The following is a 25,323-nucleotide window of genomic DNA, read 5'->3' on the forward strand; positions in this document are numbered from 1 at the left end:
GGTGAGTGAAGTTAAATGGGGTGAAGTAATGGGAATCATTCGAACAGAGCAATGGTTAGAGGAGGAGATTGACAGACCCGTTAAGATTTGTGAAAGATTAGAGCCATATTTTAAAAAACAAACCGCAAAGGAAATTTATAATCAATTGATGGATTTTGGGATGTATCGGCCGTCTAGGGCCGCAAGGAACAATCTTGTTCAGATGAAGGAACAAAAAGCATGGGATAAAGTAGAGCGTCTATTTAATAAATATAAACATAAATGGAATGGCCCTGACATACCAATTTTTCTCTTTCCAGTAGCACAGTCAGGAGGTTTTTTTATCAGAGAAGTTAAAAGCAAGGCTGGTGTTTCGTTCCCTGATAAAATGTTTCTTTTTCTCTCTACTTATGATGACCCAAAAGAAGTAGAGGCACTTTTGATTCATGAATACCACCACGTCTGCCGGCTTAGGTTGTTAGATAAAAGGCTGGAAGACTATACTTTGCTTGATTCCATTATCATAGAAGGACTGGCAGAATATGCAGTTTTAAAAAATTGTGGACGGGAATATTTAGCTCCATGGTGCCGTATGTATAAAGAAAAGGAGTTATTAAATTTTTGGGAGAAATATTTGAAAGAACAGCTAAACACAAAAAAACATGAAAAGAAACACGATGAATTACTTTATGGGGGAGGAAGACTGCCAAATCTTTTAGGTTATGCTGCAGGATATCATTTGATTGAACATTTTTACAAAAACAATAATTATTCTACAAAACTATCTTTTATAAATCCTGCAATAAAATATCTAGAATACTATAATAAAACCTTCGAAAAAAGCCAGTGAAATAAGGCTTTTTTTAATGATGAAATAACATATATTAGAAATTGTGCAAAAAAATCTTGCAATTGTAACAATTCTGTAATAGAATTTTATTGAATATATAGAATAAACTGAATAATTTAAAAAAAGTTGGAAGGTGTACTATGAGCGCAAAAAAATCGCTGCACAAAGAGGCACCATTGCTTGAAGTGAAAAATTTACAGACCGCTTTTGATATTGACGGAACTGATTATAATGCAGTAGAAAATGTTTCGTTCAATGTAATGCCAGGGAAAATTATCGGTATTGTTGGAGAATCTGGTTGTGGTAAGTCTGTTTTGAGCCTTTCGATTATGAAGTTACTCCCGAAAGGAAGTGGAAAAATAAAATCAGGTGAAGTCATTTTTGATGGAGTAAATCTTGAGAAAATGTCCGAATCACAAATCAATAAAATCCGTGGGAAAGACGTCTCCATGATTTTCCAAGAACCAATGACCTCATTAAATCCAGTCTTTACAATAGGATATCAACTCCAAGAAGTCCTTTTCAACCATACAAAGATAACTAAAAAAGAGGCTCGGTTAAAATCTATCGCTTTATTGAAAAGTGTTGGAATCTCTCGACCAGAAAAACTCGTTGATGAATATCCGCACCAATTATCAGGCGGGATGAGACAACGCGTCATGATCGCCATTGCCATTGCTTGTCAGCCCAGATTATTAATTGCTGATGAACCAACCACTGCCCTCGATGTTACCGTTCAAGCCCAAATTCTCGAACTTTTAAAAGATATACAAGCCGTAAATGATATGTCTGTTATTTTGATCACACATGATTTGGGTGTAATTGCTGAAATGTGTGACGAAGTAATGGTGATGTATGCTGGAAGGATTGTAGAACGTACCGATGTGGATACACTTTTCCATAATCCTAAACATCCATATACAAGTTTGCTCTTAGGGGCAATCCCGAAAATGGATGGACAAGAAGAACGGTTAAGTTCGATTAAAGGTATCGTCCCATCGCTTATAAATATGCCGAAAACTGGCTGCCGTTTTGCCCATCGATGTCCAAACGCCATGACTGAATGCACTAAAATTACCCCTTTGCTTGAAGATGTTGAACAAGGCCATGAGGTTGCCTGTTTGCTCTTTGAAACTAGCAAGCCAAGAGAAGGGGTGAAAAAATGAGTACCATTTATATACATAAAAAGGAAGCCCATTCTTCCTCTCAATCTGAAAATCTATTAGAGATTAAAAATCTTAAAACCTATTACCCAGTCAAAGGTGGGTTCTTCAAGCGCACTATTGGAAATGTAAAAGCGGTAGATAATATCTCTTTTGAGATAAAAAAAGGAGAAACTCTTGGACTAGTAGGTGAATCCGGATGTGGCAAATCTACGGCAGGGAGAACCATTCTTCGTTTACTTAAACCAACGGGGGGACAAATTCTCTTTAATGGAAAAGACATTACCAAAGTAACTGGTAAATCACTTCGAGAGATTCGCAAAGATATGCAGATGGTCTTTCAGGATCCCTATGCTTCCTTGAATCCCATGCAAATGGTTGGAGATATAATTGCAGAGCCCATTTATAATTTTTCAAAAAAAGATAAAGCTGAGTTAAAACGGGAAGTCATGGATTTGTTAGATAAAGTAGGCTTGCCGCCCGATGCCTATTACAAGTATGCCCATGAATTTTCTGGGGGACAGCGCCAAAGAATTGGAATAGCAAGAGCTCTAGCATTAAAACCCAAATTAATTATTGCCGATGAACCGGTTTCAGCACTAGACGTATCTGTCCAATCACAGGTATTAAACCTGTTAAAGGACTTACAGGAAGAATTTGATCTTACTTTTCTTTTCATTGCGCATGACTTAAGTGTTGTTAAACACATGAGTGACCGAATAGGTGTTATGTACCTAGGGAATATGGTTGAGGTTTCGGATAAAGACAACCTATACGCTGAACCTCTCCATCCATATACACAGGCATTAATTTCAGCTATTCCAACTCCAGATCCCAGGGTGAAAAAGGAGCGGGTCATATTAAAAGGTGATGTGCCAAGCCCTATCAATCCTCCATCTGGATGCACATTCCATCCGCGATGCCCACTGGCTATGGAGGAATGCTCTAAAAGTAAGCCAGTATTAAAGGAGGTGAAGCCCTCTCATCGAGTAGCTTGCCACCTTTACTAGAAAAGTGAAAGTGCCTAGGGGCTGGAGCTAGTCTGTTGCAAAAGGATAAATATAAAACAATTAGGGGGGAAACAAATGAAGAAGAGAAGTATGCTTATGTTAGCAGCATTAATGCTGGTTCTGTCCGCATTTTTAGCAGCTTGCAGCGGCGGTGAAAAAGCGGGTACTAAGAAAAATGAAAATGAAGGTAAAAGCGGCGAAACAGCCGGAAAACCACAGGATGGCGGCACACTAGTCTATGCATTGGATTCAGCACCTGAAGGTAAATTCAACTATTCTTTTTATGGTACACAAACTGATGCATATGTAATTGATTTCTTTGATGAAAACTTAATTGATTATGATGAGAACTTAAAGGCACAACCACATATTGCCTCATGGAAAACAGCAGACAATAAAGTTTTTGACTTCGAAATCAAACAAGGTGTTAAATGGCACAACGGGGACGAATTATCAGTTAAGGACTGGGAATTCGCTTTGAAAGTTGTTGCTGACAAGGATTATGAAGGTCCGCGCTTTGATAACGTAAGAAACATTGTGGGTGCACAAGATTATCATGATGGTAAAGCAAAGGAAATCGCTGGTATTAAAGTAGTCGACGATTACCACATTCAAATTACATTCGATAAGGCCCGTGTAAACAACTTGGATAATCTTTGGACATACCCTATGAACCGTACTGCATTTAAAGGAATTGCTGTAAAAGATATGATGGGGTCTGAACAGGTTCGTACAAAGCCAGTTGGTTTAGGACCATTTAAAGTTTCTAAAATTATCCCCGGTGAATCAGTTGAAATGGAGCGCTTTGATGATTACTTCGGAGGCAAACCGCATATCGAAAAAGTCGTTGTTAAAGTGATCGACCCATCTCTTTCTGTAGGAGAACTTAAAAACGGAACGCTTGATATGACTTCTTTCCATCCTAGTATTATTGATCAAGTTAAAGCGCTTGATAATGTAAACGCAGTAACTTATCCTGGCGTAAGCTATTACTACGTTGGTTTCAGATTAGGTACTTGGGATGGCAAGAAAAATGTCATGAACGAACCAAAATATCAAGAGAAAAAGCTTCGTGAAGCAATGTATTATGCAATCAATCGTGAGGAATGGGTTAAGGCGTTCTTCTTTGGTGTAGGTAAGCCTGTAAACCGTCCAATCCCGACAAACCATTGGATTGCAGCACCTAATAAAGATTTAGAGCAATACAAATATGATCCGGAAAAAGCTAAATCACTATTAGATGAAGCAGGCTACAAAGACGTTGATGGCGATGGATTCCGTGAAGATCCAAACGGTAAGAAATTCGTTGTAAACTTCAGCCACTATGCAACAGATAACCCAACTTTTGAATCTCGTGCCAAAGCAATGACTCAATATTGGGAAGCTGTTGGATTGAAAACTAAATTAACGATGACTGACGTAAATCTTTACTATGAAATGCTTGAAAAAGCGGACAAATCAATGGAAGTATTCTTCGGAGGCTGGTCAACTGGTGCAGATCCAGATCCAACTCCACTTTGGGGCTCAAAAGCACTTTGGAACTATCCACGCTGGGTAAATGAGGACAGTGATAAATTGTTGGATCAAGCACTTGATATCAGTGTTGTTGGAACAGATAACGAAAAACGTAAGGATCTTTATGTACAATGGCAAAAACTATTCATGCAAGATCTTCCCGCATTACCAATTGCTGAACTAGAAGAAACAATGGCTGTTAGCAAGCGAGTTCAGGAAGTTAAATTTGACGTATCTGGTATGAACCGTCCAAATGAATGGTGGATAAAACAATAGTACAGTTTTCTAAAAAGTTAATACAATTTGTTTAAGGGCTTACTAATACTGACAACTCAATTTTGAACTTCAAATGGGAGAAGGCTTTGCTTCTCCCATTTGAACAAATTAGGCGAGATATACAGCTTGTGGTTACCAAAGCTTATAGACAAGGAGAATGCACATGTTGAAATATGCATTTCGTAGAATATTGGGAATGATTCCAATGTTACTCCTTACTTCCATAGTAGTGTTTTCCTTGGCAAAATTAATGCCGGGGGATTCTCTTAGTGGAGAGATTGATCCAAGAAATACAAATCCAGAATACATCGCAGAAATGCGTGAGAAATTGGGATACAATGATCCGATGCCTCAGCAGTATTTCCGTTGGATTAGTGGTTTCGTGGAGGGGGATTTTGGGAAATCAACACGATTCAAAATTGCTGTATCTGAGGTTATTGGAGAACGTCTCCCTAACACCATACTATTAGGCCTTTCAGCTATCTTAATAACCTACGTCCTTGCATTTTTTATGGGTTCATATGCAGGTCGAAAGCCGTATACCTTAATGGATAACCTAATAGGAGGATTAAACTACATAGGCTTGGCCATTCCATCCTTTATTGCAGGGGTATTCGCCATCTTTTTCTTTTCATTTAAGTTAGGCTGGTTTCCATCCAATGGCTCAGTAGACATTGGTGTTACAGATGGAACCTTAGAATGGTGGCTAAGCCGTTTTCACCATGTTTTTTTACCAGCTATCGTACTTGGATTATTAAGTACAGCAAGTTATACGCAATTTTTACGTAACGATATTATTGAAAATAGCCGTAAAGATTATGTTCGTACTGCTCGTGCAAAAGGGACTCCGGAAAGTAAAATCTACAATGTTCATATTTTAAGAAACTCAATTATCCCACTTATAACCTTTTTAGGCTTTGATATTGTTGCCATTATTAGTGGTGCTATTATCACCGAGACGATTTTTACATATCCAGGTCTTGGACAATTATTCCTGCAGTCTGTCGGGACAAGAGATTATCCAGTATTAATGACATTGACCATGTTTTTCTCTTTCTTAACACTTATCGGCAATTTAGTAGCAGATGTATTATATGGTGTTGTAGATCCGAGAATTAGGCTAGATTAGGGGGAGAAAAAATGAAAGCCGTAACACAATACGAAAAAAATGTTATCGTAACACCCCCGAAAAAAAGTTTATCTCCTTTTGCCATTGCTCGGAAGAAATTTGTAAAAAATAAATTAGCAATGGTCAGCTTTACCTTTTTATTAATTGTTACTATTGTTTCGATACTAGCTCCTTTTATTACAACTGCAGATATTACGAGAATTAATATTGGCCAAATGTCGTTAGAACCATCGGGTGATCATTGGCTTGGAACTGATAAAGCCGGTCGGGATGTTTTTACGAGATTACTCTATGGGGGCCGCATATCGTTATTAGTTGGAATGAGTTGTACATTATTTGTCATTTTACTTGGAACATTGATCGGCTCTATTTCAGGTTATTTTGGTGGAACAGTAGATAGTATATTAATGAGATTTACAGATTTTATCTTAAACTTTCCATTTCTAGTATTTGTAATAGTCCTTAATGCCATTCTTTTTGGAAAAGTAAATGGTTTATGGGTATTAATCGGCACCATTAGCTTGTTAAGCTGGGGGGGAATCGCCCGGATTGTCCGTAGTAAAATCCTCGCTGAAAAAGAAAATGAATATATTACGGCTGCTATTTCAATTGGTTGTTCACCAGCCAAAGTAATTATGAAACATCTATTACCAAACATTTTATCTACCATTATCGTGCAAGCGACGATTACATTTGCGACAATGATTGTCGCTGAAACAGGATTAAGTTTTCTTGGCTTTGGTGTGCCTCAGGAAATTCCAAGTTGGGGAAATATGTTGAATTCGGCAAACGAGCCGGATGTTCTCCAATTTAAGCTTTGGATATGGGTACCGCCGGCATTAATTATAACGATTACTATTTTATCGATAAACTTTATCGGAGAAGGATTAAAGGATGCTTTCAATCCAAAATCAAAAAGATAAAATCTGCCATTAATGTGGTGGATTTTTTTGTTATTCTCTTCATTCTGGAATAACCAATATCATTTACCCATATAAATTAAGATATATAATAGGACAGGTTCTAAAAAGGTAGGTCAATCATTCAAATTGGAGCAAAATATATATAAAGGAATAATTTAACTAAGGTCTGCCCATACTGATTTACAAACAGTTTCTTGAAGTGAGGGGTTGTAAAATGTTGTATCTTCATGATGTATGGGTAAATTGGTTTGAAGGGGAAGAAAACGGTTATAATGTATGTCACTTTCATGAATGGCGTAAGGATGACGGGGTGGAACTGTTAGATCAGGTACCACTGATAAAAGTTGAGGCTGTTTTGTTTAAGTACATTGAAAACGATTTGTCAGAATTACCTCAACAACTTCTAGATGATATTTATCAGAAAGCCTATTTAAGAAAAAACCATGAAAGAGTTCAACTTGACTATTGCTTCGTGGTAACTGATGGAATTGGGATCTTAGCAATTGATACCATAGGCTATAATATCCCGATTCGAAAAAGTCGGTTAATTCCTAGACAAGAGCAATTGGTGTACGAAATGATTGCTCAACACGAGGCAACTAAATATCATTTTTATGAGCAGGAAAAAATGAAGGACTATCATATTCTCTCACCTGAACCAGAACTAATGAGAGGTTTAACAAGAAAAGAGCGTCAATTAAAACAACTGTTATTTATGGCTTTAGATCAATTGCTCTCATCTAGTAATGAAGCAGAAGTTAGATATTGGTATACCGAATGGTGCCCGGAGCATTATTCAACCATTCAAGAATTAAATTTTGAAGCTGCATGGGAACAATTGTTTGAGGAAACAAAGTATGGGTGGTCTAAGCGACATGAGACATTTTGTGAAAATTTAATAAAAGGACAGCCGTTTTTTGAAAAGCTTTGGGAAATGGAGCACGGTCCGAAAGTAAATTAAAAGCCTGACCCAAAAGATATGTATTCCATATCTTTTGTGGGTCAGGCTTTTTTTGTTATCTTTTTTTTCTACCAAGTCCCATTGCATTTTCCATTTTTTTAAGGGTTTTAGATGCCACTAGATTTGCCTTTTCTGCACCTTCATCTAGAATCCGGTCGAGTTCTGATGATTCGAGTAAATCATAGTATTTTTCTTGGATAGGCTGAAAGAAATTTACGACGACATCTGCTAAATCGCCTTTAAAATCACCATATCCTTTCCCTTCATACATTCCTTCAATTTCTGTTATTGATTTACCACCTAGGATAGAATAAATCGATAATAAGTTAGATATACCAGGTTTGTTTAATTTATCGAATTTAACAATTCCTTCTGAATCGGTGACAGCACTCTTAATTTTCTTCTCAATCTGTTTCGGGTCATCTAATGGTGTAATAATTGCCTTTTTATTTGGATCTGATTTGCTCATTTTTTTTGTTGGTTCTTGTAATGACATAATTCTAGCACCAATTTTAGGAATACTAATCTCAGGGATAGTTAATACGTCCCTATATTTTTTATTAAATCTTTCAGCTAAATCCCGTGTTAATTCTAAATGTTGCTTTTGATCTTCACCTACTGGTACAAGATTCGTGTTATATAAGAGGATATCTGCAGCCATGAGTGGCGGGTAAGTTAAAAGACTTGCCTGCACAGCCTCTTTACCAGTAGATTTATCCTTAAATTGTGTCATTCTTTCAAGTTCACCAATATAGGCAACACATTGCATAATCCATCCTGCCTGTGCGTGAGCAGGGACCTCTGATTGGATAAATAAAGTAGCTTTTTCTGGATCAATTCCAACTGCTAGATACAATGCCGCTAAACTTCGAATATTTTTGCGAAGTGTTATTGGATCCTGTGGAACCGTAACGGCATGCTGGTCAACGATACAAAAGAAACAATTGTATTCGTTTTGCATTTCAACAAACTGCTTTAATGCTCCGATATAGTTACCAAGTGTTATTGTTCCACTCGGCTGAATACCAGAAAAAATCGTTTTCATGATTAATTTCCTCCTAAAAATATATAAAAAAAACCATTCATCCCCATAAAACTAATAGGGACGAATGGTTCCGCGGTACCACCCTAAATTACTCAATAAAGAGTCACTCAATTCCACAATCATCCACAATGACGATCGGGAGTCCTTTTAACGCAAGGAAAACGTCAAATCCTACTTTTATATGTTCAGACAGAGGCTCCAAAGTCCATTCCGTATTTATTCGTGTTTGTTTACACCACCCACAAACTCTCTGAAACGAAGGAAAATACGTACTACTCTTTATCATAGCCTGTTAAGCAACTATACAATTGTTCTTATTATAAATGAACTGTATATTTAATTTCAAGTCCGTAAAAAATAATATAGGCAGCAGGAGATTAGCATCAGGAGACCGTTAGCTAATCCATGAAATAGAAGGGATGATTTATTGAATGTAATGAGCTCAGATAAGGCAGGAATATCTTCGAACTTTCTATTATTTTGCCCTCTTGAAAAAGCCAAATTAAATGATTTACCAATGACATCGTAAAAGCCAGAATTTATCGTATAAAGTAGTAAGAAAGTAAGAAGGAGCAAAGAAGAAACATAAAACGATATATCGATATAATTTAATAAAGAAAATCCTTTTTTTGAAAGTGAAGAAATTATTAGTATAAGCAACTGTGTTAGTGCCAATATTAAAAGTCTTTTCCTTAATCTGTAATTCACAGTATAACCTCCAAAACATAGATTTAATAAGGGTAGACACTTAATATTATACAAAAAAATTATTATAAGTGTAAATTATAACACAGGAATTTGTAACGAATACGTAACGAATGTTTCAATACTGTAAATAAAATTGTAAAAAATAATGTACAATTAATTTAAAATATGTATAATAGAGAATGTAGTAATTTTTCAGAATAATAGAAAAGGGAGGTCTACAAGTGAAGAAATCAAAACTTTCACTACTTTTAGTTCTATCACTAGTTCTAAGCATGTTTCTAGCAGCATGTTCAGGCGGAGACAAGAATGAAGGAAAAGAGAAGAATGAAGGCAATAATAATGCTGGCACTGAGGAAACAACTTTAGCAGATGAACAAGTTCTTAATGTTCTTGAAACTGCAGAAATTCCATCTATGGACAGCGTAATGTCTCAAGACGTATTAAGCTTCACAATGTTAAATGCTACAAACGAAGGTTTATATCGTTTAGATCCCGACCAAAAAGTTATCCCTGGCGTTGCTGAGGCTGCACCAACATACAATGACGACAAAACTGTTATCACAATTAAACTAAAACAAAATACAAAATGGTCAAACGGTGACCCAGTTACTGCTCATGATTTTGTGTTTGCATGGCAACGTGCAATTGATCCGAAAGTTGCTGCTCCCTATGGCGCATACTTCATGGAAGGCAAAATCAAAAATGCATCTGAAATTGTTGCTGGTAAAGCGAAAATAGAAGATTTAGGTATTAAAGCATTAGATGATTATACTGTCGAAATCACTTTAGTGAGAGCGCTTCCATATATCGAATCTTACTTAACATTCCCATTGTTCTACCCACAAAACAAAAAGTTTGTTGAAGCAGAAGGCGCTAACTATGCGAAAGATGCTACTCACCTACTTTACAATGGTCCATTTAAAATGACTAAGTGGGATGGCCCAACTGGAACTGAATGGGTATTAGAAAAGAATGCTGATTACGTTAATGCTAAAGACGTTACTTTAGAGAAAATCAACTTTAACGTTTCTAAAGACCCACAAGCTTCTGCAAACGCATATACTGCAGGCGAAGCTGATATCACAGGGAAGCTTGCACAAGCTGCGATTCTTTCTCAATTTGAAGGACAAAAAGATTTACTACGCTACCAAGAGCCATCTATCTGGTGGTTAAAAATGAACGAAAAGAATAAAGCATTGAAAAATGTTAACATCCGTAAAGCGATTGCTTTATCTGTTGACAAAAAAGCTTTAACAGAAGATGTATTAGCAAACGGATCTATCCCTGCTGATTTCCTTGTACCAAAAGGTTTCTCATTCTTAGATGGTAAAGATTTCCGTGATACTCCTGGAACTTACCTAAGCACTAACAAAGAAGAAGCTAAAAAGCTTTGGGAAAAAGGTCTTAAAGAAACAGGCCTTAAAGAAGTAGCATTTACTTATGTTGGTCAAGATACTGAAACTTCAAAATTAACTGACGCTTTCGTTAAAGACCAATTAGAGAAAAACTTACCTGGATTAAAAATTACTGTCGAGGCTGTACCATTCAAAATTCGTATTGCTCGTGAAGACGCTCAAGATTACGATCTATTAATGGGTGGTTGGGGACCTGACTACGCTGACCCTATGACATACATGGATCTATGGGTTACTGGCGGCGGACAAAACCACATGGATTATAGTAATCCAGAATTTGATAAGTTAATTAAATCAGCTAGTGAAGAACTTGTAGCTAAGCCACAAGATCGTTGGAAAGCTCTTCAAGATGCAGAAAAAATCTTGTTAGAAGATGATGCGGCAATCGCACCACTTTACCAACGTTCAGTTAACCTTCTTATCAATCCAAAGGTTAAAGGTTTTGCTCACCATGCATTTGGTCCGGATTATAGTTACCAGTGGATTAAAATCACAAAATAGTAGCTATACTACTCAAATAGAAAGAGAGTATATTGAAGAAATATACTCTCTTTTTACCTGTATGGGAATTGTCGAAAAACGTCGAATATTTAAAAAATTAGGAGGTGTAGGCATGGCAAAATATATCTTACAACGAACTGGCTATATGATAATTACACTTTTAATCGTAACATCACTTACTTTTTTCCTCATGAAGCTAATTCCAGGTAGCCCATTTAATAACTTCGAAAAGCTCTCAGAAGTTCAGCGCGATATTTTGCTGGATAAATATGGTTTGAATGAACCTCTGCCTGTTCAATATTTTAATTATATGAGGAATTTGGTAAAGGGTGACCTAGGAGTATCCTTTCAATTTGACAATACCCCTGTAACAGAACTTATTGCTAACCGCATTGGGCCATCTGCACAATTAGGTTTGCAAGCTATGATAGTTGGTGCAATAATTGGCATATTTTTGGGTGTAATTGCTGCCTTAAAGCAAAATACATGGATAGATTATGGGTCTACATTTATTGCTGTAGTTGGTAAATCAGTACCGTCATTTATATTTGCTGGATTGCTTCAGTTTTATATTTCTGTTAAACTGCATTGGCTTCCTGTTATGTTATGGAAAGGACCTGAATATACCATTCTGCCTACCATTGCATTAGCGATGTTTCCAATATCAATTGCGGCACGGTTTATGCGTACTGAGATGATAGAGGTATTAGGATCTGATTATATTACTTTGGCGAGAGCAAAGGGAGCAAGCCGTTGGCAAATTAGTCTAAAGCATGCACTTAGGAATGCATTAATACCTGTTGTGACTGTATTAGGACCCTTAGCTGTTAGCTTAATGACTGGTTCATTAGTTATTGAACAAATTTTTGGAATTCCAGGACTTGGGGAACAATTTGTTAAATCAATTAATATGAATGACTACCCTGTCATTATGGGAACCAATATTTTATTTGCTGTATTATTTGTTGTTGTTATCTTGATTGTTGATATTCTATATGGAATCATCGACCCACGTATTCGTATATCGGGGGGGAAAACTAAATGAGCAACAAAGACATTACAATTTCAAAGGATATGTTTGCTCCTGCCCATATTGACCCATCAAAAAGTGAAAAAATCTCCAAAAAGAGCCTAAACTTTTGGCAGGATTCATGGCTAAGAGTTCGGAAGAATAAAGGTGCGGTTGTTAGCTTAGTAGTCTTAGCTATCATGCTTATTTTGGCATTTGTTGGTCCGATGATTACGCCGTATGATTTCGATACACAAAACACTAAGCATAATAACTTGCCGCCGCGTATTCAAGGTTTAGAAGATGTAGAATGGCTTCCATTTGATGGAACATTATCCAGAAGAGACGGCACAGTGTACAACGCATATGAAGTTCGGAAAATTGATGCCTATTACTGGTTTGGAACTGATAATTTAGGCCGAGACCAGTTTGCACGAATTTGGAAAGGTACACAAGTATCGTTATTTATTGCTTTCATGGCAGCATTAATTGATATGGCCATTGGTGTTGCATATGGAGCTGTATCTGGTTATTTAGGCGGAAAAATTGACGGTGTTATGCAACGTATTATAGAAGTTATTGTTGGTATTCCCAACCTGATTGTTGTTGTATTAATGATTTTGGTGTTAAAGCCAGGTATTATTCCAATCATAATCGCCTTAACTATAACCGGCTGGACTAGTATGGCCCGAGTTGTTCGAGCACAAGTGTTGAAATTTAAAGGTCAGGAATTTGTTTTGGCTGCCAAGACACTAGGTGCTACTAATTCTTCAATTATTTTTAAACATATGATTCCGAACATGTTTGGTGTCATTATAATAAATACGATGTTTTCAATCCCAAATGCTATTTTCTTTGAAGCATTTTTGAGCTTTATTGGGTTGGGATTACAAGAACCGAATGCATCTTTAGGAACATTAGTCAATTCAGGATTTAAATCTATGATTGCATTTCCTTATCAAATGATTATTCCTTCCATTATGATAGCTATTATTATGGTTTGCTTTAACTTAGTGGCGGACGGATTACGAGATGCGTTGGATCCAAAAATGCGTGATTAGAAGGCAGGTGTATGTAAATGGAGAAAGTTTTACAAGTAAAGGATTTAAATATATCGTTTCATACATTTTCTGGAGAAGTACAAGCGATTCGTGGTGTAAGCTTTGATTTATATAATGGTGAAACATTAGCGATCGTTGGTGAATCAGGTTCTGGAAAATCAGTTACAACAAAATCAATCATGCGGTTACTTCCTGAACACAATTCAGAAATTAAAAGTGGTGAAATTCTTTTCGAAGGAAAAGACCTAACAAAACTTAAAGATAAAGAAATGCAAAAAATCCGTGGAAAAGATATTTCAATGATTTTCCAGGACCCGATGACTTCACTAAATCCAACAATGAAAATTGGCAACCAGATTATGGAGCCTCTTATTAAACATCAAAATATAAGCAGACACGCTGCAAAGGAAAGAGCAGTTGATTTATTAAAACTAGTTGGTATTCCAAAAGCAGAGATACGTGTAGATCAATACCCGCATCAGTTCTCCGGTGGGATGAGACAAAGGGTTGTTATCGCCATTGCCTTGGCATGTAATCCTAAAATTCTTATTGCCGATGAACCGACAACTGCTTTAGACGTTACAATTCAAGCACAAATTCTTGAATTAATGAAGGATCTACAAAAGAAAATTGATACATCGATAATCTTCATTACCCATGACCTTGGGGTGGTTGCTAATGTAGCGGATCGTGTAGCAGTTATGTATGGTGGGAAAATTGTTGAAATTGGGACAGCCGATGAGATTTTCTATAATCCACAACATCCATACACATGGGGCTTAATCAGTTCAATGCCTGACATGGATACACATGATGAGGAGTTATTCTCGATTCCTGGGACACCACCTGATTTATTAGATCCTCCAAAAGGTGATGCGTTTGCACCGCGTAACCCATTTGTTATGAAAATTGATTTAGAGCAAGAGCCGCCTTTCTTTAAAGTTTCTGACACACATTATGCAGCAACATGGCTGTTACATCCTGATGCACCAAAGGTTAACCCACCTGAGGCTGTAAAAAGACGCCAAAATCAATTTGCAGGAAATACTCCAGTAGCTACTCTAGAGAAAACGAATCAAGGTCAATTCCCTGGAATAAAGGAGGGGAAATAAATGGCTCAAAGAGAAAAATTACTTGAGATTAAAAATTTAAAGCAATATTTTAATGAAGGTAAAGTGAATGAAGTAAAAGCAGTAGATAATGTCTCTTTTGAAATATTTAAAGGTGAAGTAATGGGATTAGTAGGAGAGTCTGGTTGTGGTAAATCAACAACAGGTCGAACAATAATCCGTTTATACGATGCTACTGGCGGCGAAGTTTTATACGATGGAGTTAACGTCCACGGTAAAAAGTCTAAAAAACAATTAAAAGATTTTAATCGGAAAATGCAAATGATATTCCAAGATCCATATGCGTCATTAAATCCGAGATTAAAAATAGCTGATGTTATTGCCGAGGGAATTGATATCCATGGCTTGGCAAATTCAAAAAAAGATCGGATGGAGCAAGTATATGAGCTTTTAGAAACCGTTGGCTTGAATAGAGAGCATGCGAACCGCTATCCTCATGAATTTAGTGGTGGTCAGCGTCAGCGAATTGGTATTGCACGTGCCCTTGCTGTTCAACCAGAATTTATCATTGCTGATGAACCTATTTCAGCGTTGGATGTTTCTATCCAAGCGCAGGTTGTTAACTTGATGAAAAAACTTCAAAAAGAGAAAAACTTAACTTATCTCTTCATTGCCCATGATCTTTCAATGGTAAAATACATTAGTGATCGTATCGGTGTTATGTATTTTGGTAAAATGGTAGAACTTGCACCTGCCGATGAACTTTATAAAAATCCACTGCACCCGTACACACAATCACTTTTATCAGCGATTCCTGCTCCAGATCCAATCAGTGAACGGACACGGAAACGGAAATCATATGATCCAGCTAGTCATAACTACGAGCCTAATGAATCAGTTGAATTTAGAGAGGTGACTCCTGGTCACTTTGTTCTATGCTCGGAGAAAGAGTTCAAACAATACAAAGTACAATCTAAATAAAACAAAAAAACGATCTCGCTACGAGATCGTTTTTTTGTTTATTATTTCTTATTGCCTCCGACAGTTTTCCATCCAGTCTGGTATTTAGCACTTTCATCAACAAATTCACTTCGATTTTTACCACCAAACACTTTTTCACCAAAACTGTTTGTAATAACACCCATTAGGGCAGTAATTCCTACAATTAGTAAAGCAACAATAGTTAAATCCAATATGTATGCTCCCATAGTATTAACCCCCTTCATTATCAGCTGTTTTGAATATTCGTAGCACGATATTAATATCCCTCCTTTATTGTAAAAGAACTTACCGTTTATTTAAAGAGGAAATTAAATAACTTTCGATTTGATTTTTAAAATTAATGAATGCGTTTTCACTGCAAATTTTTAATTGAGAATAGAATTTTGGTTTATCGTTTTTTGCCGTAGAGAAATAAATTGTTAAAGTAGTGAAAACAATTTATTTCTTGATGACAATCTCTTTATTAGACAGGATAGACGAACATTATAGGAAGAGGAATAATGATTATTGAAAAATTTCAAGATAAAATAATAAAAAAATATGAAACTTTTAGGAGAATTATTCGTCTAATCTAGTGATACAACAAATTTTTGAATTGTTTTTCGTCTTACAATATTTTTTGAAAAAAAGGTACCCTTTTAAGAAACAGTGGTGTATAATCAATGATATAAATTACTTATTTATAATGATTATTGAAAGATGATTTAACTTGATTATAATAAATTGGTTTAATAATTCAATATACGGGATATATCAATAAATAGACGCAAATAAAAGAGGAGTGTGAAGATCGAATGGTTACACTATACACTTCACCAAGTTGTACATCATGTAGGAAAGCCAAATCATGGTTAGAAGAACATGAAATACCATACACAGAGAGAAATATTTTCTCCGAACCATTAACAATGGAAGAGATAAAAGAAATACTTCGAATGACTGAAGATGGTACGGATGAAATTATTTCAACAAGATCAAAGACATTTCAAAAATTAGACGTTAACTTAGATGCAATGCCGCTTCAGGATTTATTTGGATTAATAAAAGAAAATCCTGGTCTCTTGCGCAGGCCGATTATAATCGATGAAAAACGTTTACAAGTTGGATATAATGAGGATGAAATCAGACGATTCCTCCCAAGAAGAGTCAGAACGTTTCAGTTGCGCGAAGCACAGCGTATGGTTAATTAAATAAATAGGCCTTCTTTTGGAGGTCTTTTTTTGTATATAAAAAATAATATCGTTGTGGTTTCTATCCCACTTTGCTACAATATAATGAAAATCTTAACTAAGTTGAATAGGTATTAACACGGTTTTTTAGATTTCAGCCTTTTTTATTTCCCTTATTAGTACTTTTAACATAAAATAAAAGTACACGAGTATTTACTTTTTTACACCCTATGAAAATTTTTTTGAAATTAAGTAAATGCTAAGGCAGTATCTGCTTGGGGGTATTTAGTCCCTTCAATCTGGAAAACGGAAGGGAGAGGTTTTTAATGGAGATTGAACGCATTAATGAAAATACAGTGAAATTTTACATTTCATATGGTGATATAGAGGAAAGAGGCTTTGACCGTGAAGAGATTTGGTACAATCGCGAACGTAGTGAAGAACTCTTTTGGGAAATGATGGATGAAGTCCATGATGAGGAAGAATTTGTTATTGAAGGTCCTCTTTGGATTCAAGTCCAAGCACTTGATAAAGGCTTAGAGGTTCTGGTTACCAAAGCACAGTTGTCAAAAGATGGAGAAAAGTTTGAACTCCCCATTCCTAATGAAAAAATAAAAGATTTTCCTGCTGATGATAAGATTGAAGATCTTTTGGATCATCATTTTAATCGCAATCATTCAGATGAGGAAGATATAATTCTTGAGGAAGAAACGTTAGAATTCCTCATTGGCTTTAAAGACTTTGAGGATGTTATTAGCTTATCTAATCGTTCAGGATTGGATGATTTAGTGACAATGCTGTATCATTTTGAAGGAAAATACTATTTATATATTGAATTTCCTGAAGACTTATTTGAAGAAGATGAAATTGACGATATATTAAGTATTTTGCTTGAGTACGGTTTTGAAACACAACTTACCATTCATCGTATTCAAGAATATGGTAAAGAAATAATTTCTGGAAATGTTTTTACTGAATTACGAAAACATTTTCGCTAATTAATGTACCGATTTCAATATTGAAATCGGTATTTTTAACATTAACTGTTTCCTGAAAAAACTCGGGTAGGTGAGGGCACTGAAAAACACAGTAAGGGTTATTATATTTTTGGCGGTATTATCTGTACTATTGTTTTTCTTTAAGGATCGATTAGCAAGTGGGATCTTTGGAGTCCTAAGTGTTTTGGTTACACTGTCAGTTATTTTTATTGGCTTTGTTATTTTCCTTGAGAACCGCCACCCAACTCAAACGATCACTTGGCTAGTAGTTCTAGGTAGCTTTCCTTTGGTTGGTTTTATTTTTTACCTCCTTTTTGGCCGAAATTATCGGAAAGAAAAGATGTTTAGGAAGAAGTATTTCTTAGATAAGCAAGCGTTTTTGACAGTTGAAGGTGAGGATGATCCAAGAAGTGATGAAAAGCTAAGCTTAATGGGGGAACACCAAGGTAAATTATTCAATTTGGCTCAAAAACTGGGGAATAGTCCAATTTCCTTTGATACCTCCACAAAAATCTTAACAAATGGAGAAGAAACATTTCACCATATCTTAGAACAACTAAAAAAAGCTAGGCATCATATCCATCTTGAATATTATATTGTTCGTCACGACCATATTGGTCAAGAAATTAAAAATATTCTTATTGAAAAGGCCCATCAAGGTGTAAAGATTCGTTTCTTATATGACGCAGTGGGTTCTTGGCAGTTGTCCAAGTCTTATATAAACGACCTAAGAAATGCAGGGATCGAAATGGTGATTTTCGGGCCTGTAAAACTGCCTTTTTTAAATAATAAATTTAATTTCCGTAATCATCGTAAAATGATCATAATAGATGGGACGATTGGATTTGTTGGCGGTCTCAATATTGGAGATGAATATTTAGGAAGAGATAAGAACATTGGTTTTTGGCGTGATACGCATTTAATGCTTCGTGGGGAAGCTGTTCGAACACTTCAGCTAATTTTTTTACAAGACTGGTATTACATGACTAATCACAGTTTCCTAACAGCCGAATACTTATCACCCCAAAATGATAATGAAAGTCACGGTGGTGTTCAACTCATCGCTGGAGGGCCTGATAACGAATGGAGTGTTATCAAAAATATCTTTTTCTCAATGATTGCAAGTGCGGAAAAATCAGTTTGGATTGCTTCACCGTATTTTATTCCAGATGAAGATATCTTTTCAGCAATAAAAGTTGCAGCACTCAGTGGTATAGACGTACGCCTCCTAGTACCCAATAAACCTGATAAACGGATCGTCTTTCATGCATCAAGATCTTATTTCCCAGAGCTTTTAGAAGCAGGCGTTAAGGTATATGAATACCAACGGGGCTTTATGCACAGTAAGATTGTTATCGTTGATCATGAACTAGCCTCGATTGGAACATCCAATATGGATATGAGGAGCTTCCATTTGAATTTTGAGGTAAATGCATTCTTATTCCGTACTAAAAGTACTCAGAAGCTAGTTGATGAATATATTAATGACCTTGAATATTCTAAACAGCTGGATAAAACAATTTTTCATGAAAGACATCTGGGTTTAAGAGTACTTGAATCAACAGCTCGGTTACTATCGCCCTTACTCTAAGAAGCCATGATAAAAAACTCGTCGAATTGGCGAGTTTTTTTTGCTATTAAAAGGAATTAATGATAATTATAGCGAATTATGATAGATGAAGGAGGCGAGAAATAATTGTTAACAGCACAAACAAAAATTGGTGAAAAAATCTGTCTAGGGCTTGATTACAAAAAAGACACTCTTTTGGCCCTTCGCAGCAAAGAAGAATTTTTTTGCCCTATTTGTGGGGAAAGTGTTTTGCTAAAATTAGGAGATCAGCGGATTTTTCATTTTGCCCATAAGCAGGGGGGAGCTTGCCGTGATTTTTATGAAAGCGAATCGAATTACCACATGGAGGGAAAACGTCAACTCTATCAGTGGCTGATAAGACAAAAGATTCCTTCCGATTTAGAGTACTATGATAGGGATATTCAACAGCGACCTGATATCATGTTCAATTATAATGGAAAGAAATACGCGCTAGAGTATCAATGCTCAACCATTCCAGAGAGCATTTTTATTAAGCGGACGAATTCATATCTTCAGAATGGGTACATTCCACTTTGGATTCTTTCTAGCAACAAAATAATCATTAAAAAGAGGAATATCGTTGCATTGTCAAACTTTCAGTACTTATTTTTACGGACCACTACTTCTGGAAAGTTCTATATTCCATCATATTGCCCCGAAAAACAACAATTTCATTTGGTTGAATCAATCACTCCCTATTCCACAAAAAATGCATTCGCTAATCATTCCTCTTATCCTATAAAAAAAATAGACTTAAGTGATTTATTGGAACCCAAAATGGGCAATGAGTTTAATCTATCAAGCTGGAATAGTGAAAATGAAAAATTTAATCTAAATTGGGCTCTTCATCCAGGGAATCAGCATAAATCTTTTTTTCATGAAATATATAACAAAAACCTTAATCTTTTCTTATTACCGCCAGAAATTGGTCTTCCCGTCCATCACGCACTACTTCTCCAAACACCACCGATCATTTGGCAAACGTATTTTTTTATAGATATAATCGCCGACAAAAGCCCCGATGATTTAATATCCCTATATGAAATTAAATGCCATTTAAATAAGAGAATTAAGAAAAAAGAAATCATTGTAAGAAATTTATCACAGCTTGAAAAAGTGAATCCGATATTAGCCATTTTCGATTACCTTTTACTGTTAGAGCAATTGGGTATGATATCAAGAAAAGGAGATACTAGTTACCAATTGAAACGGAAGATATCGATTCCAAAGTCCAATCGAGAAAGAGAGGAAGCGAAGCTGATATTTTTTCAAAAATATCAGCGAATCCTTTTAAATAAATAAATGAAAATATGTATAAGGGCATACTATATAAAAGTGTAAATAGTTTCCTAGCTGCCAATTGTGAAAAGGAGTTTGAAAAGATAAGGAGAATATAATGTAATGATCATTTCTTTAAGTAGGGCGAATATAGAATGGAGGATGAAGGATGGCAAATGAAACTGCAGTAAAATCGCTGCCAGCACGAAGCGAAATCCCTGAACAAGATACATGGAAATTAGAAGATATTTTTTCGAGTGACCAGGAATGGGAAAAGGAGTTTCAAGAGGTAAAAGCTCAAATCCCAGGGATTAAAGAATTCGAAGGAAAATTAGGGGAAAGTGCAGAGACACTGTATCAAGCACTTCAGTTCCAAGACAAGCTGTTAGAACGAATTGGAAAGCTTTATACATATTCACATATGCGCTATGACCAAGACACGACGAACTCTTTTTACCAGGGCTTGGATGACAGAATGAAAAATCTGTATTCACAAGCAGCCAGCCAGTTGGCTTATATTGTTCCAGAAGTTCTCTCTCTAGACGAGAGCAAAGTAACTAGCTTCTTAAATGAGAAACCAGAACTAAAATTATATGAGCATGCTCTAGCTGAAATTAATTTGCAAAGACCACATGTCCTAACAGCGGAGCAGGAAGCATTGCTAGCTGAAGCGAGTGAAGTGATGGATGCTTCTAGCAATACGTTTGGAATGTTAAACAATGCGGACCTTCAATTTCCATCTATCAAGGATGAAAATGGCGAAGAAGTAGAAATTACTCATGGCCGTTATATTCGCTTTTTAGAAAGCTCAGATCCTAGAGTAAGACACGATGCGTTTAAAGCCGTTTATAAAACGTATGGTGAATTTAAGAATACATTTTCAAGTACATTAAGTGGAAATGTGAAGAAGGATAATTTTAATGCACGTGTAAGAAAATATGATTCAGCTAGACATTCAGCCCTTTCCGCTAATAATATACCAGAGAGTGTTTATGATAACCTTGTAAATACTGTTACCGATCATCTTCATTTATTACATCGCTATGTGAAGCTTCGTAAAAAAGTGCTTGGGCTTGATGAGCTTCATATGTACGATTTATTTACTCCACTTGTGAAGGATGTAAAAATGGAAATTAAATACGATGAGGCTAAGGATTTAGTCATTAAAGGGTTAGCCCCATTAGGCGAGGAATATTCGAAAATATTAACAGAGGGCTTTGAAAATCGCTGGGTTGATGTGCATGAAAATAAAGGAAAGCGGAGTGGGGCTTATTCTTCAGGAGCATACGGTACACATCCGTATATTCTGATGAACTGGCAGGATAATGTAAATAATTTATTTACACTTGCCCATGAATTTGGCCATTCTGTTCACAGTTACTATACACGGAAATCACAACCATATCCTTACGGTAACTATTCTATTTTCGTTGCTGAAGTGGCTTCAACCTGCAATGAAGCACTCCTAAATGACTACTTATTAAAAACAATTGATGATGAACAAAAACGAATATACTTACTCAATCATTATTTAGAAGGCTTTAGAGGCACCGTGTTCCGTCAAACCATGTTTGCGGAATTTGAACACATCATCCATCAAAAGGCACAAAATAACGAGGCATTAACAGCGGATTCATTAACGGAAAGCTATTACGAATTGAATAAAAAATATTTCGGTGATGAGGATATTGTGATTGATGAGGAAATCGGATTAGAATGGGCGAGAATTCCTCATTTTTATTACAATTATTATGTTTACCAGTATGCAACTGGTTTTAGTGCAGCCACTGCATTAAGCAAGCAAATTTTAGAAGAGGGCGAGCCAGCAGTCAAAAGATACATTGACTTTCTAAGTTCGGGAAGTTCAGATTATCCAATCGAAGTGCTGAAAAAAGCTGGTGTAGATATGACAAGTGCAGAGCCAATCAAAAATGCTTGTAAGGTATTTGAAGAGAAATTGAATGAATTAGAACAATTGTTATCAAAAGCATAAATAAAGGGGATGGTGCCTATTGGCATCCATCCCTTTTAAAATCCTCTAAATCGTTTTCTGTCATTAAGGTAAAAAATGAAAATAAAAATGGATACAAACAATATTGGTGTACTAAGCAATAGAGGGAAGATCTTTAATAATGCGAGTACTTGGAGGAAAAAAGCAATCAAAATAAACAGTACCATAATAATGAAAGGGAATTTTCTCATCGAACATGGCCACCCTTTTAAAAAGTAGTTTTCATTCTTCGTACTATTATGTCTATTGTCCATTCCATGAAATTATGATATTTGACAATTATGTGAAATAAAGCACAAACTTATTGTCAGTATCTTTAACCCCATGCTATATTATATACGTGAAGTTGATCACAACAAACATATACCCCTTTGTTTGAACCGTGAAAAATTTCTCCCATCCCCTTTGTTCGTATAATAGAAAAATGCCTTGCAGTATAAAAGCTGCAAGGCATTTTCGTTTTTTTCATAGGATCTGTTAAACTAGGCTGTTGATTTCAACTCCAATCAACTAGCTATAAAACCAACAATACCCCTTTAACATAGCCTTAAAATAAAAAAATGCCGTTTGCAAACGACATTTTCTATTCTTCGATATATCTCCAAAAGGTTCCATATTTAGCGGGGATTTGTTCAACCACTTGCTTTAATAGTAGTTTCTTCATCTCCCGCTCAATTTGCGAAATAGACATATTATAAACAACGGCAATTTCCTTTGAGGCAACAAATTTAAAAAATTTCATAAATGTTTCTAACGGAGGCGGGGGAGATTGCACTGGTTTTTCAGAGAGCATTTCCTCTAAAATTTGGACATATACCTCATATGGATAAGAACCAGTTATCTTAATTCCTTCATCCTCAACATTTTCATTGAAAAATACTAACGTAGGAATTTCTTGTACATCCATTTCAGATGTGATCTTCAAATCACATTGGAAGGCTTTCGCAGCACTTTCGGAATGGATATCATACATGAATTCCTCCACATCTAAACCTAAGCTCTTAGCGCAATCCTTTAACACTTCAAGATTAGAAACATTTAGTTTCTCTAAAAACAAGCCCTCTTGTATTCTTCGCAGGAAACGAAGACCAGCACGTCTCCCTTGCAATTCAGCTGCTTTTAGAGCTATGGAAACTGTAAAAGGAGAATCGACGGGATTCTCTAACCATAGGCTTCCATCACATGACATTCCTGACCTGCTAGCAGTCTTTTCCCAAACTTGAGCGAGATTCTCAAAATTCTTTTTCTTACTCAAATTTAAATCGGCTAATCGACCACTCAAAATATGCTTAATTGAAAAATAACGGCCATATTCGATTTGAAGCTTCTTTAAAATGGGCTCTAATGCCCAACATTCCGGACATAATGGGTCAATAAACATATAAATCTCAATTGGTTTTTTCTCATTTCCGCCACATTGCTGCTTGGAGCCAGAAGATCTTGAACTATTCACTATCTTCACCTAAAACCTCGCCATCAGGCGTGTTAATCATGTGTTGGGCAGTAAGATGAAGTCTTGAATAAAATTCGTCCCTTATTGGACCATTTAAGCCAATTTTGTCCATTGCTTGAGTCATGCAAGATAACCATGCTTTCGCACGTGTTGGAGTAACTGGAAATGGCAAATGGCGAGCACGCATCATTGGATGGCCATGTTCTTCTGTATACAATGCAGGGCCGCCTAAATATTGAGTTAAGAATTGCTTTTGTTTACGAGCAATTTCTGTAAATTGATTTGGGAATATTGGAGCAAGATCAGGATGTTGTGCAACAAGTCCATAAAAAGTGTCCACAAGATGGTGTAATGTATCTTCACCAATGGATTCAAATGGTGAAAGCTTTCTCTCAATCATGTTGACAACTCCTTTAAAGTATTATGTAGATTTATTTTAACAATGCCTATTTCATATCTCAAATTAATTGCTTTGAAAATGTGAATTTGTCACTCTGAACACATTATTAATGTGTACCAAGTGAGCAATTCTTAATAGAAGAAAGAGGCAGTAGTATGTTGGAAAAAAATCCAAATTGAAACTTCCCTTTAGCTAATTTAAAGAATTTAATCACGGTTTGTTAGTTCGTATTTTTTGCTATAGAAACGGCGGATTTTATTTTCTGTTTTTCGTGTAGGAATCTTAAATTGTTTAAGAAATTCAAGAAAAATTTTTTCTCCAACCTGATAGTTTTCAACCTCATATTCTAATTCATAATCCTCTTCACTTAGATAAATACTATGGTCCAATACCAGTAAGCCTTGTTTGTAGTTGAATTCTACTCTCTCCGTAATTAATGATCCAAAATATTTAATAGATGAAAAAGAAATTTGGTAGTCCTCGATGAGACGCTGAATGATCCCTGTTGGAAGTCTCCCATGGTGAATGGCGGTAGAGGCTTCCTCTTCCCCTATTATCTGATTCGTCTCTAGCAGCCCTACAGATGCCGGCTGTTTTAAGGTCATTTCGTAGGCCCCGCCCTTTTTACGAATTCTTAGTGCAGAGTCTTTACCTTTTAAAGCAAATTCAGGTGTATCAAAGTAGTGGTTTTCTTGTGAGAATATTTGGCTTTTGTCTATCTTGAAATACTTAAGAAGGCCTTCATATTCTAATCTTGTTAGCATATTTTTAAATTCGATTTCAATATTTTGCGTCATACCGTACTT

At 36.0% G+C, this 25,323-nt stretch carries 22 protein-coding genes and 1 other annotated feature; of the genes, 17 read left to right on the plus strand and 5 right to left on the minus strand.

The features are described 5' to 3' along the window. Positions 1-202: 202 nt before the first annotated feature. The 7 genes from J7E63_RS20400 (at position 203) to J7E63_RS20430 (ending at position 7,806) form a co-directional block, all read left to right on the plus strand. Positions 203-829 carry a DUF2268 domain-containing putative Zn-dependent protease gene (locus tag J7E63_RS20400; protein ID WP_251033642.1) on the plus strand — a complete coding sequence of 209 codons (627 nt, stop codon included), beginning with the start codon at positions 203-205 and terminating at the stop codon, positions 827-829. Between the two features lie 140 nt (positions 830-969). After that, a complete protein-coding gene (locus tag J7E63_RS20405) occupies positions 970-1,995 on the plus strand; it encodes an ABC transporter ATP-binding protein (RefSeq protein ID WP_215015620.1) in 1,026 nt (341 codons plus the stop codon). Continuing rightward, positions 1,992-3,002, plus strand: a complete 1,011-nt coding sequence (locus J7E63_RS20410; RefSeq protein WP_215015627.1) for an ABC transporter ATP-binding protein — start codon at positions 1,992-1,994, stop codon at positions 3,000-3,002. The genes J7E63_RS20405 and J7E63_RS20410 overlap by 4 nt, the downstream gene beginning before the upstream one ends. A gap of 75 nt (positions 3,003-3,077) precedes the next feature. Then, positions 3,078-4,793: an oligopeptide ABC transporter substrate-binding protein gene (gene opp4A, locus J7E63_RS20415; RefSeq protein WP_215015630.1), complete on the plus strand. Its 1,716-nt coding sequence runs from the start codon at positions 3,078-3,080 to the stop codon at positions 4,791-4,793. 163 nt (positions 4,794-4,956) lie between these two features. Beyond that, positions 4,957-5,922 carry an oligopeptide ABC transporter permease gene (gene opp4B / locus J7E63_RS20420; protein WP_088086069.1) on the plus strand — a complete coding sequence of 322 codons (966 nt, stop codon included), beginning with the start codon at positions 4,957-4,959 and terminating at the stop codon, positions 5,920-5,922. An 11-nt stretch (positions 5,923-5,933) separates the two neighbouring features. After that, on the plus strand, positions 5,934-6,845 hold the full coding sequence (opp4C, locus tag J7E63_RS20425; RefSeq protein WP_215015632.1) for an oligopeptide ABC transporter permease: 912 nt from the start codon (positions 5,934-5,936) through the stop codon (positions 6,843-6,845). 214 nt (positions 6,846-7,059) lie between these two features. Beyond that, complete coding sequence (locus J7E63_RS20430; RefSeq protein ID WP_215015634.1) at positions 7,060-7,806, plus strand: YjbA family protein; 747 nt, start codon at positions 7,060-7,062, stop codon at positions 7,804-7,806. A 55-nt stretch (positions 7,807-7,861) separates the two neighbouring features. On the opposite strand, the gene trpS is transcribed toward J7E63_RS20430, so the two are convergent. Next, positions 7,862-8,854 carry a tryptophan--tRNA ligase gene (gene trpS / locus J7E63_RS20435; RefSeq protein ID WP_215015948.1) on the minus strand — a complete coding sequence of 331 codons (993 nt, stop codon included), beginning with the start codon at positions 8,852-8,854 and terminating at the stop codon, positions 7,862-7,864. 50 nt (positions 8,855-8,904) lie between these two features. Beyond that, positions 8,905-9,146: a binding site (T-box leader), on the minus strand. A 634-nt stretch (positions 9,147-9,780) separates the two neighbouring features. Here trpS and J7E63_RS20445 point away from each other — a divergent pair. The 5 genes from J7E63_RS20445 to J7E63_RS20465 all read left to right on the plus strand — a co-directional run bounded on the left by J7E63_RS20445 (position 9,781) and on the right by J7E63_RS20465 (position 15,596). Then, a complete protein-coding gene (locus tag J7E63_RS20445) occupies positions 9,781-11,475 on the plus strand; it encodes a peptide ABC transporter substrate-binding protein (RefSeq protein ID WP_215015638.1) in 1,695 nt (564 codons plus the stop codon). 112 nt (positions 11,476-11,587) lie between these two features. Beyond that, positions 11,588-12,520 carry an oligopeptide ABC transporter permease gene (gene opp3b, locus J7E63_RS20450; RefSeq protein ID WP_088086074.1) on the plus strand — a complete coding sequence of 311 codons (933 nt, stop codon included), beginning with the start codon at positions 11,588-11,590 and terminating at the stop codon, positions 12,518-12,520. Continuing rightward, positions 12,517-13,545, plus strand: a complete 1,029-nt coding sequence (gene opp3C, locus J7E63_RS20455; protein ID WP_215015640.1) for an oligopeptide ABC transporter permease — start codon at positions 12,517-12,519, stop codon at positions 13,543-13,545. Before opp3b ends, opp3C begins: the two co-directional genes overlap by 4 nt. Positions 13,546-13,562: 17 nt before the next feature. Continuing rightward, on the plus strand, positions 13,563-14,657 hold the full coding sequence (locus J7E63_RS20460) for an ABC transporter ATP-binding protein (protein ID WP_215015642.1): 1,095 nt from the start codon (positions 13,563-13,565) through the stop codon (positions 14,655-14,657). Next, positions 14,658-15,596, plus strand: a complete 939-nt coding sequence (locus J7E63_RS20465; RefSeq protein WP_215015644.1) for an ABC transporter ATP-binding protein — start codon at positions 14,658-14,660, stop codon at positions 15,594-15,596. A gap of 41 nt (positions 15,597-15,637) precedes the next feature. On the opposite strand, the gene J7E63_RS20470 is transcribed toward J7E63_RS20465, so the two are convergent. After that, positions 15,638-15,823: a hypothetical protein gene (locus J7E63_RS20470; RefSeq protein WP_088086078.1), complete on the minus strand. Its 186-nt coding sequence runs from the start codon at positions 15,821-15,823 to the stop codon at positions 15,638-15,640. A gap of 588 nt (positions 15,824-16,411) precedes the next feature. Between J7E63_RS20470 and spxA the strand changes: the two genes are divergently transcribed. From spxA to pepF, 5 genes are all read left to right on the plus strand, one after another. Next, on the plus strand, positions 16,412-16,807 hold the full coding sequence (spxA, locus tag J7E63_RS20475; RefSeq protein WP_026566143.1) for a transcriptional regulator SpxA: 396 nt from the start codon (positions 16,412-16,414) through the stop codon (positions 16,805-16,807). 305 nt (positions 16,808-17,112) lie between these two features. Further along, positions 17,113-17,784, plus strand: coding sequence for an adaptor protein MecA (gene mecA, locus J7E63_RS20480; protein ID WP_214999616.1), 672 nt, complete (start codon positions 17,113-17,115; stop codon positions 17,782-17,784). Between the two features lie 79 nt (positions 17,785-17,863). Beyond that, a complete protein-coding gene (gene cls, locus J7E63_RS20485) occupies positions 17,864-19,375 on the plus strand; it encodes a cardiolipin synthase (RefSeq protein WP_214999991.1) in 1,512 nt (503 codons plus the stop codon). 105 nt (positions 19,376-19,480) lie between these two features. Then, positions 19,481-20,677: a competence protein CoiA gene (locus J7E63_RS20490; protein WP_215015646.1), complete on the plus strand. Its 1,197-nt coding sequence runs from the start codon at positions 19,481-19,483 to the stop codon at positions 20,675-20,677. A 145-nt stretch (positions 20,678-20,822) separates the two neighbouring features. Then, the gene (pepF, locus tag J7E63_RS20495; RefSeq protein WP_215015652.1) at positions 20,823-22,646 is read left to right on the plus strand and encodes an oligoendopeptidase F; all 1,824 of its coding nucleotides are present in this window, start codon (positions 20,823-20,825) and stop codon (positions 22,644-22,646) included. Between the two features lie 601 nt (positions 22,647-23,247). Here the strand turns inward: pepF and J7E63_RS20500 are convergent. The 3 genes from J7E63_RS20500 to J7E63_RS20510 form a co-directional block, all read right to left on the minus strand. Further along, positions 23,248-24,117: a ClpXP adapter SpxH family protein gene (locus tag J7E63_RS20500; protein WP_246869707.1), complete on the minus strand. Its 870-nt coding sequence runs from the start codon at positions 24,115-24,117 to the stop codon at positions 23,248-23,250. After that, a complete protein-coding gene (locus tag J7E63_RS20505) occupies positions 24,110-24,517 on the minus strand; it encodes a globin domain-containing protein (protein ID WP_098932875.1) in 408 nt (135 codons plus the stop codon). The genes J7E63_RS20500 and J7E63_RS20505 overlap by 8 nt, the downstream gene beginning before the upstream one ends. Before the next feature lie 206 nt (positions 24,518-24,723). Next, positions 24,724-25,314: a CYTH domain-containing protein gene (locus J7E63_RS20510; RefSeq protein ID WP_215015653.1), complete on the minus strand. Its 591-nt coding sequence runs from the start codon at positions 25,312-25,314 to the stop codon at positions 24,724-24,726. Between the last annotated feature and the right edge of the window lie 9 nt (positions 25,315-25,323).

The organism is Bacillus sp. ISL-75, from assembly GCF_018613095.1.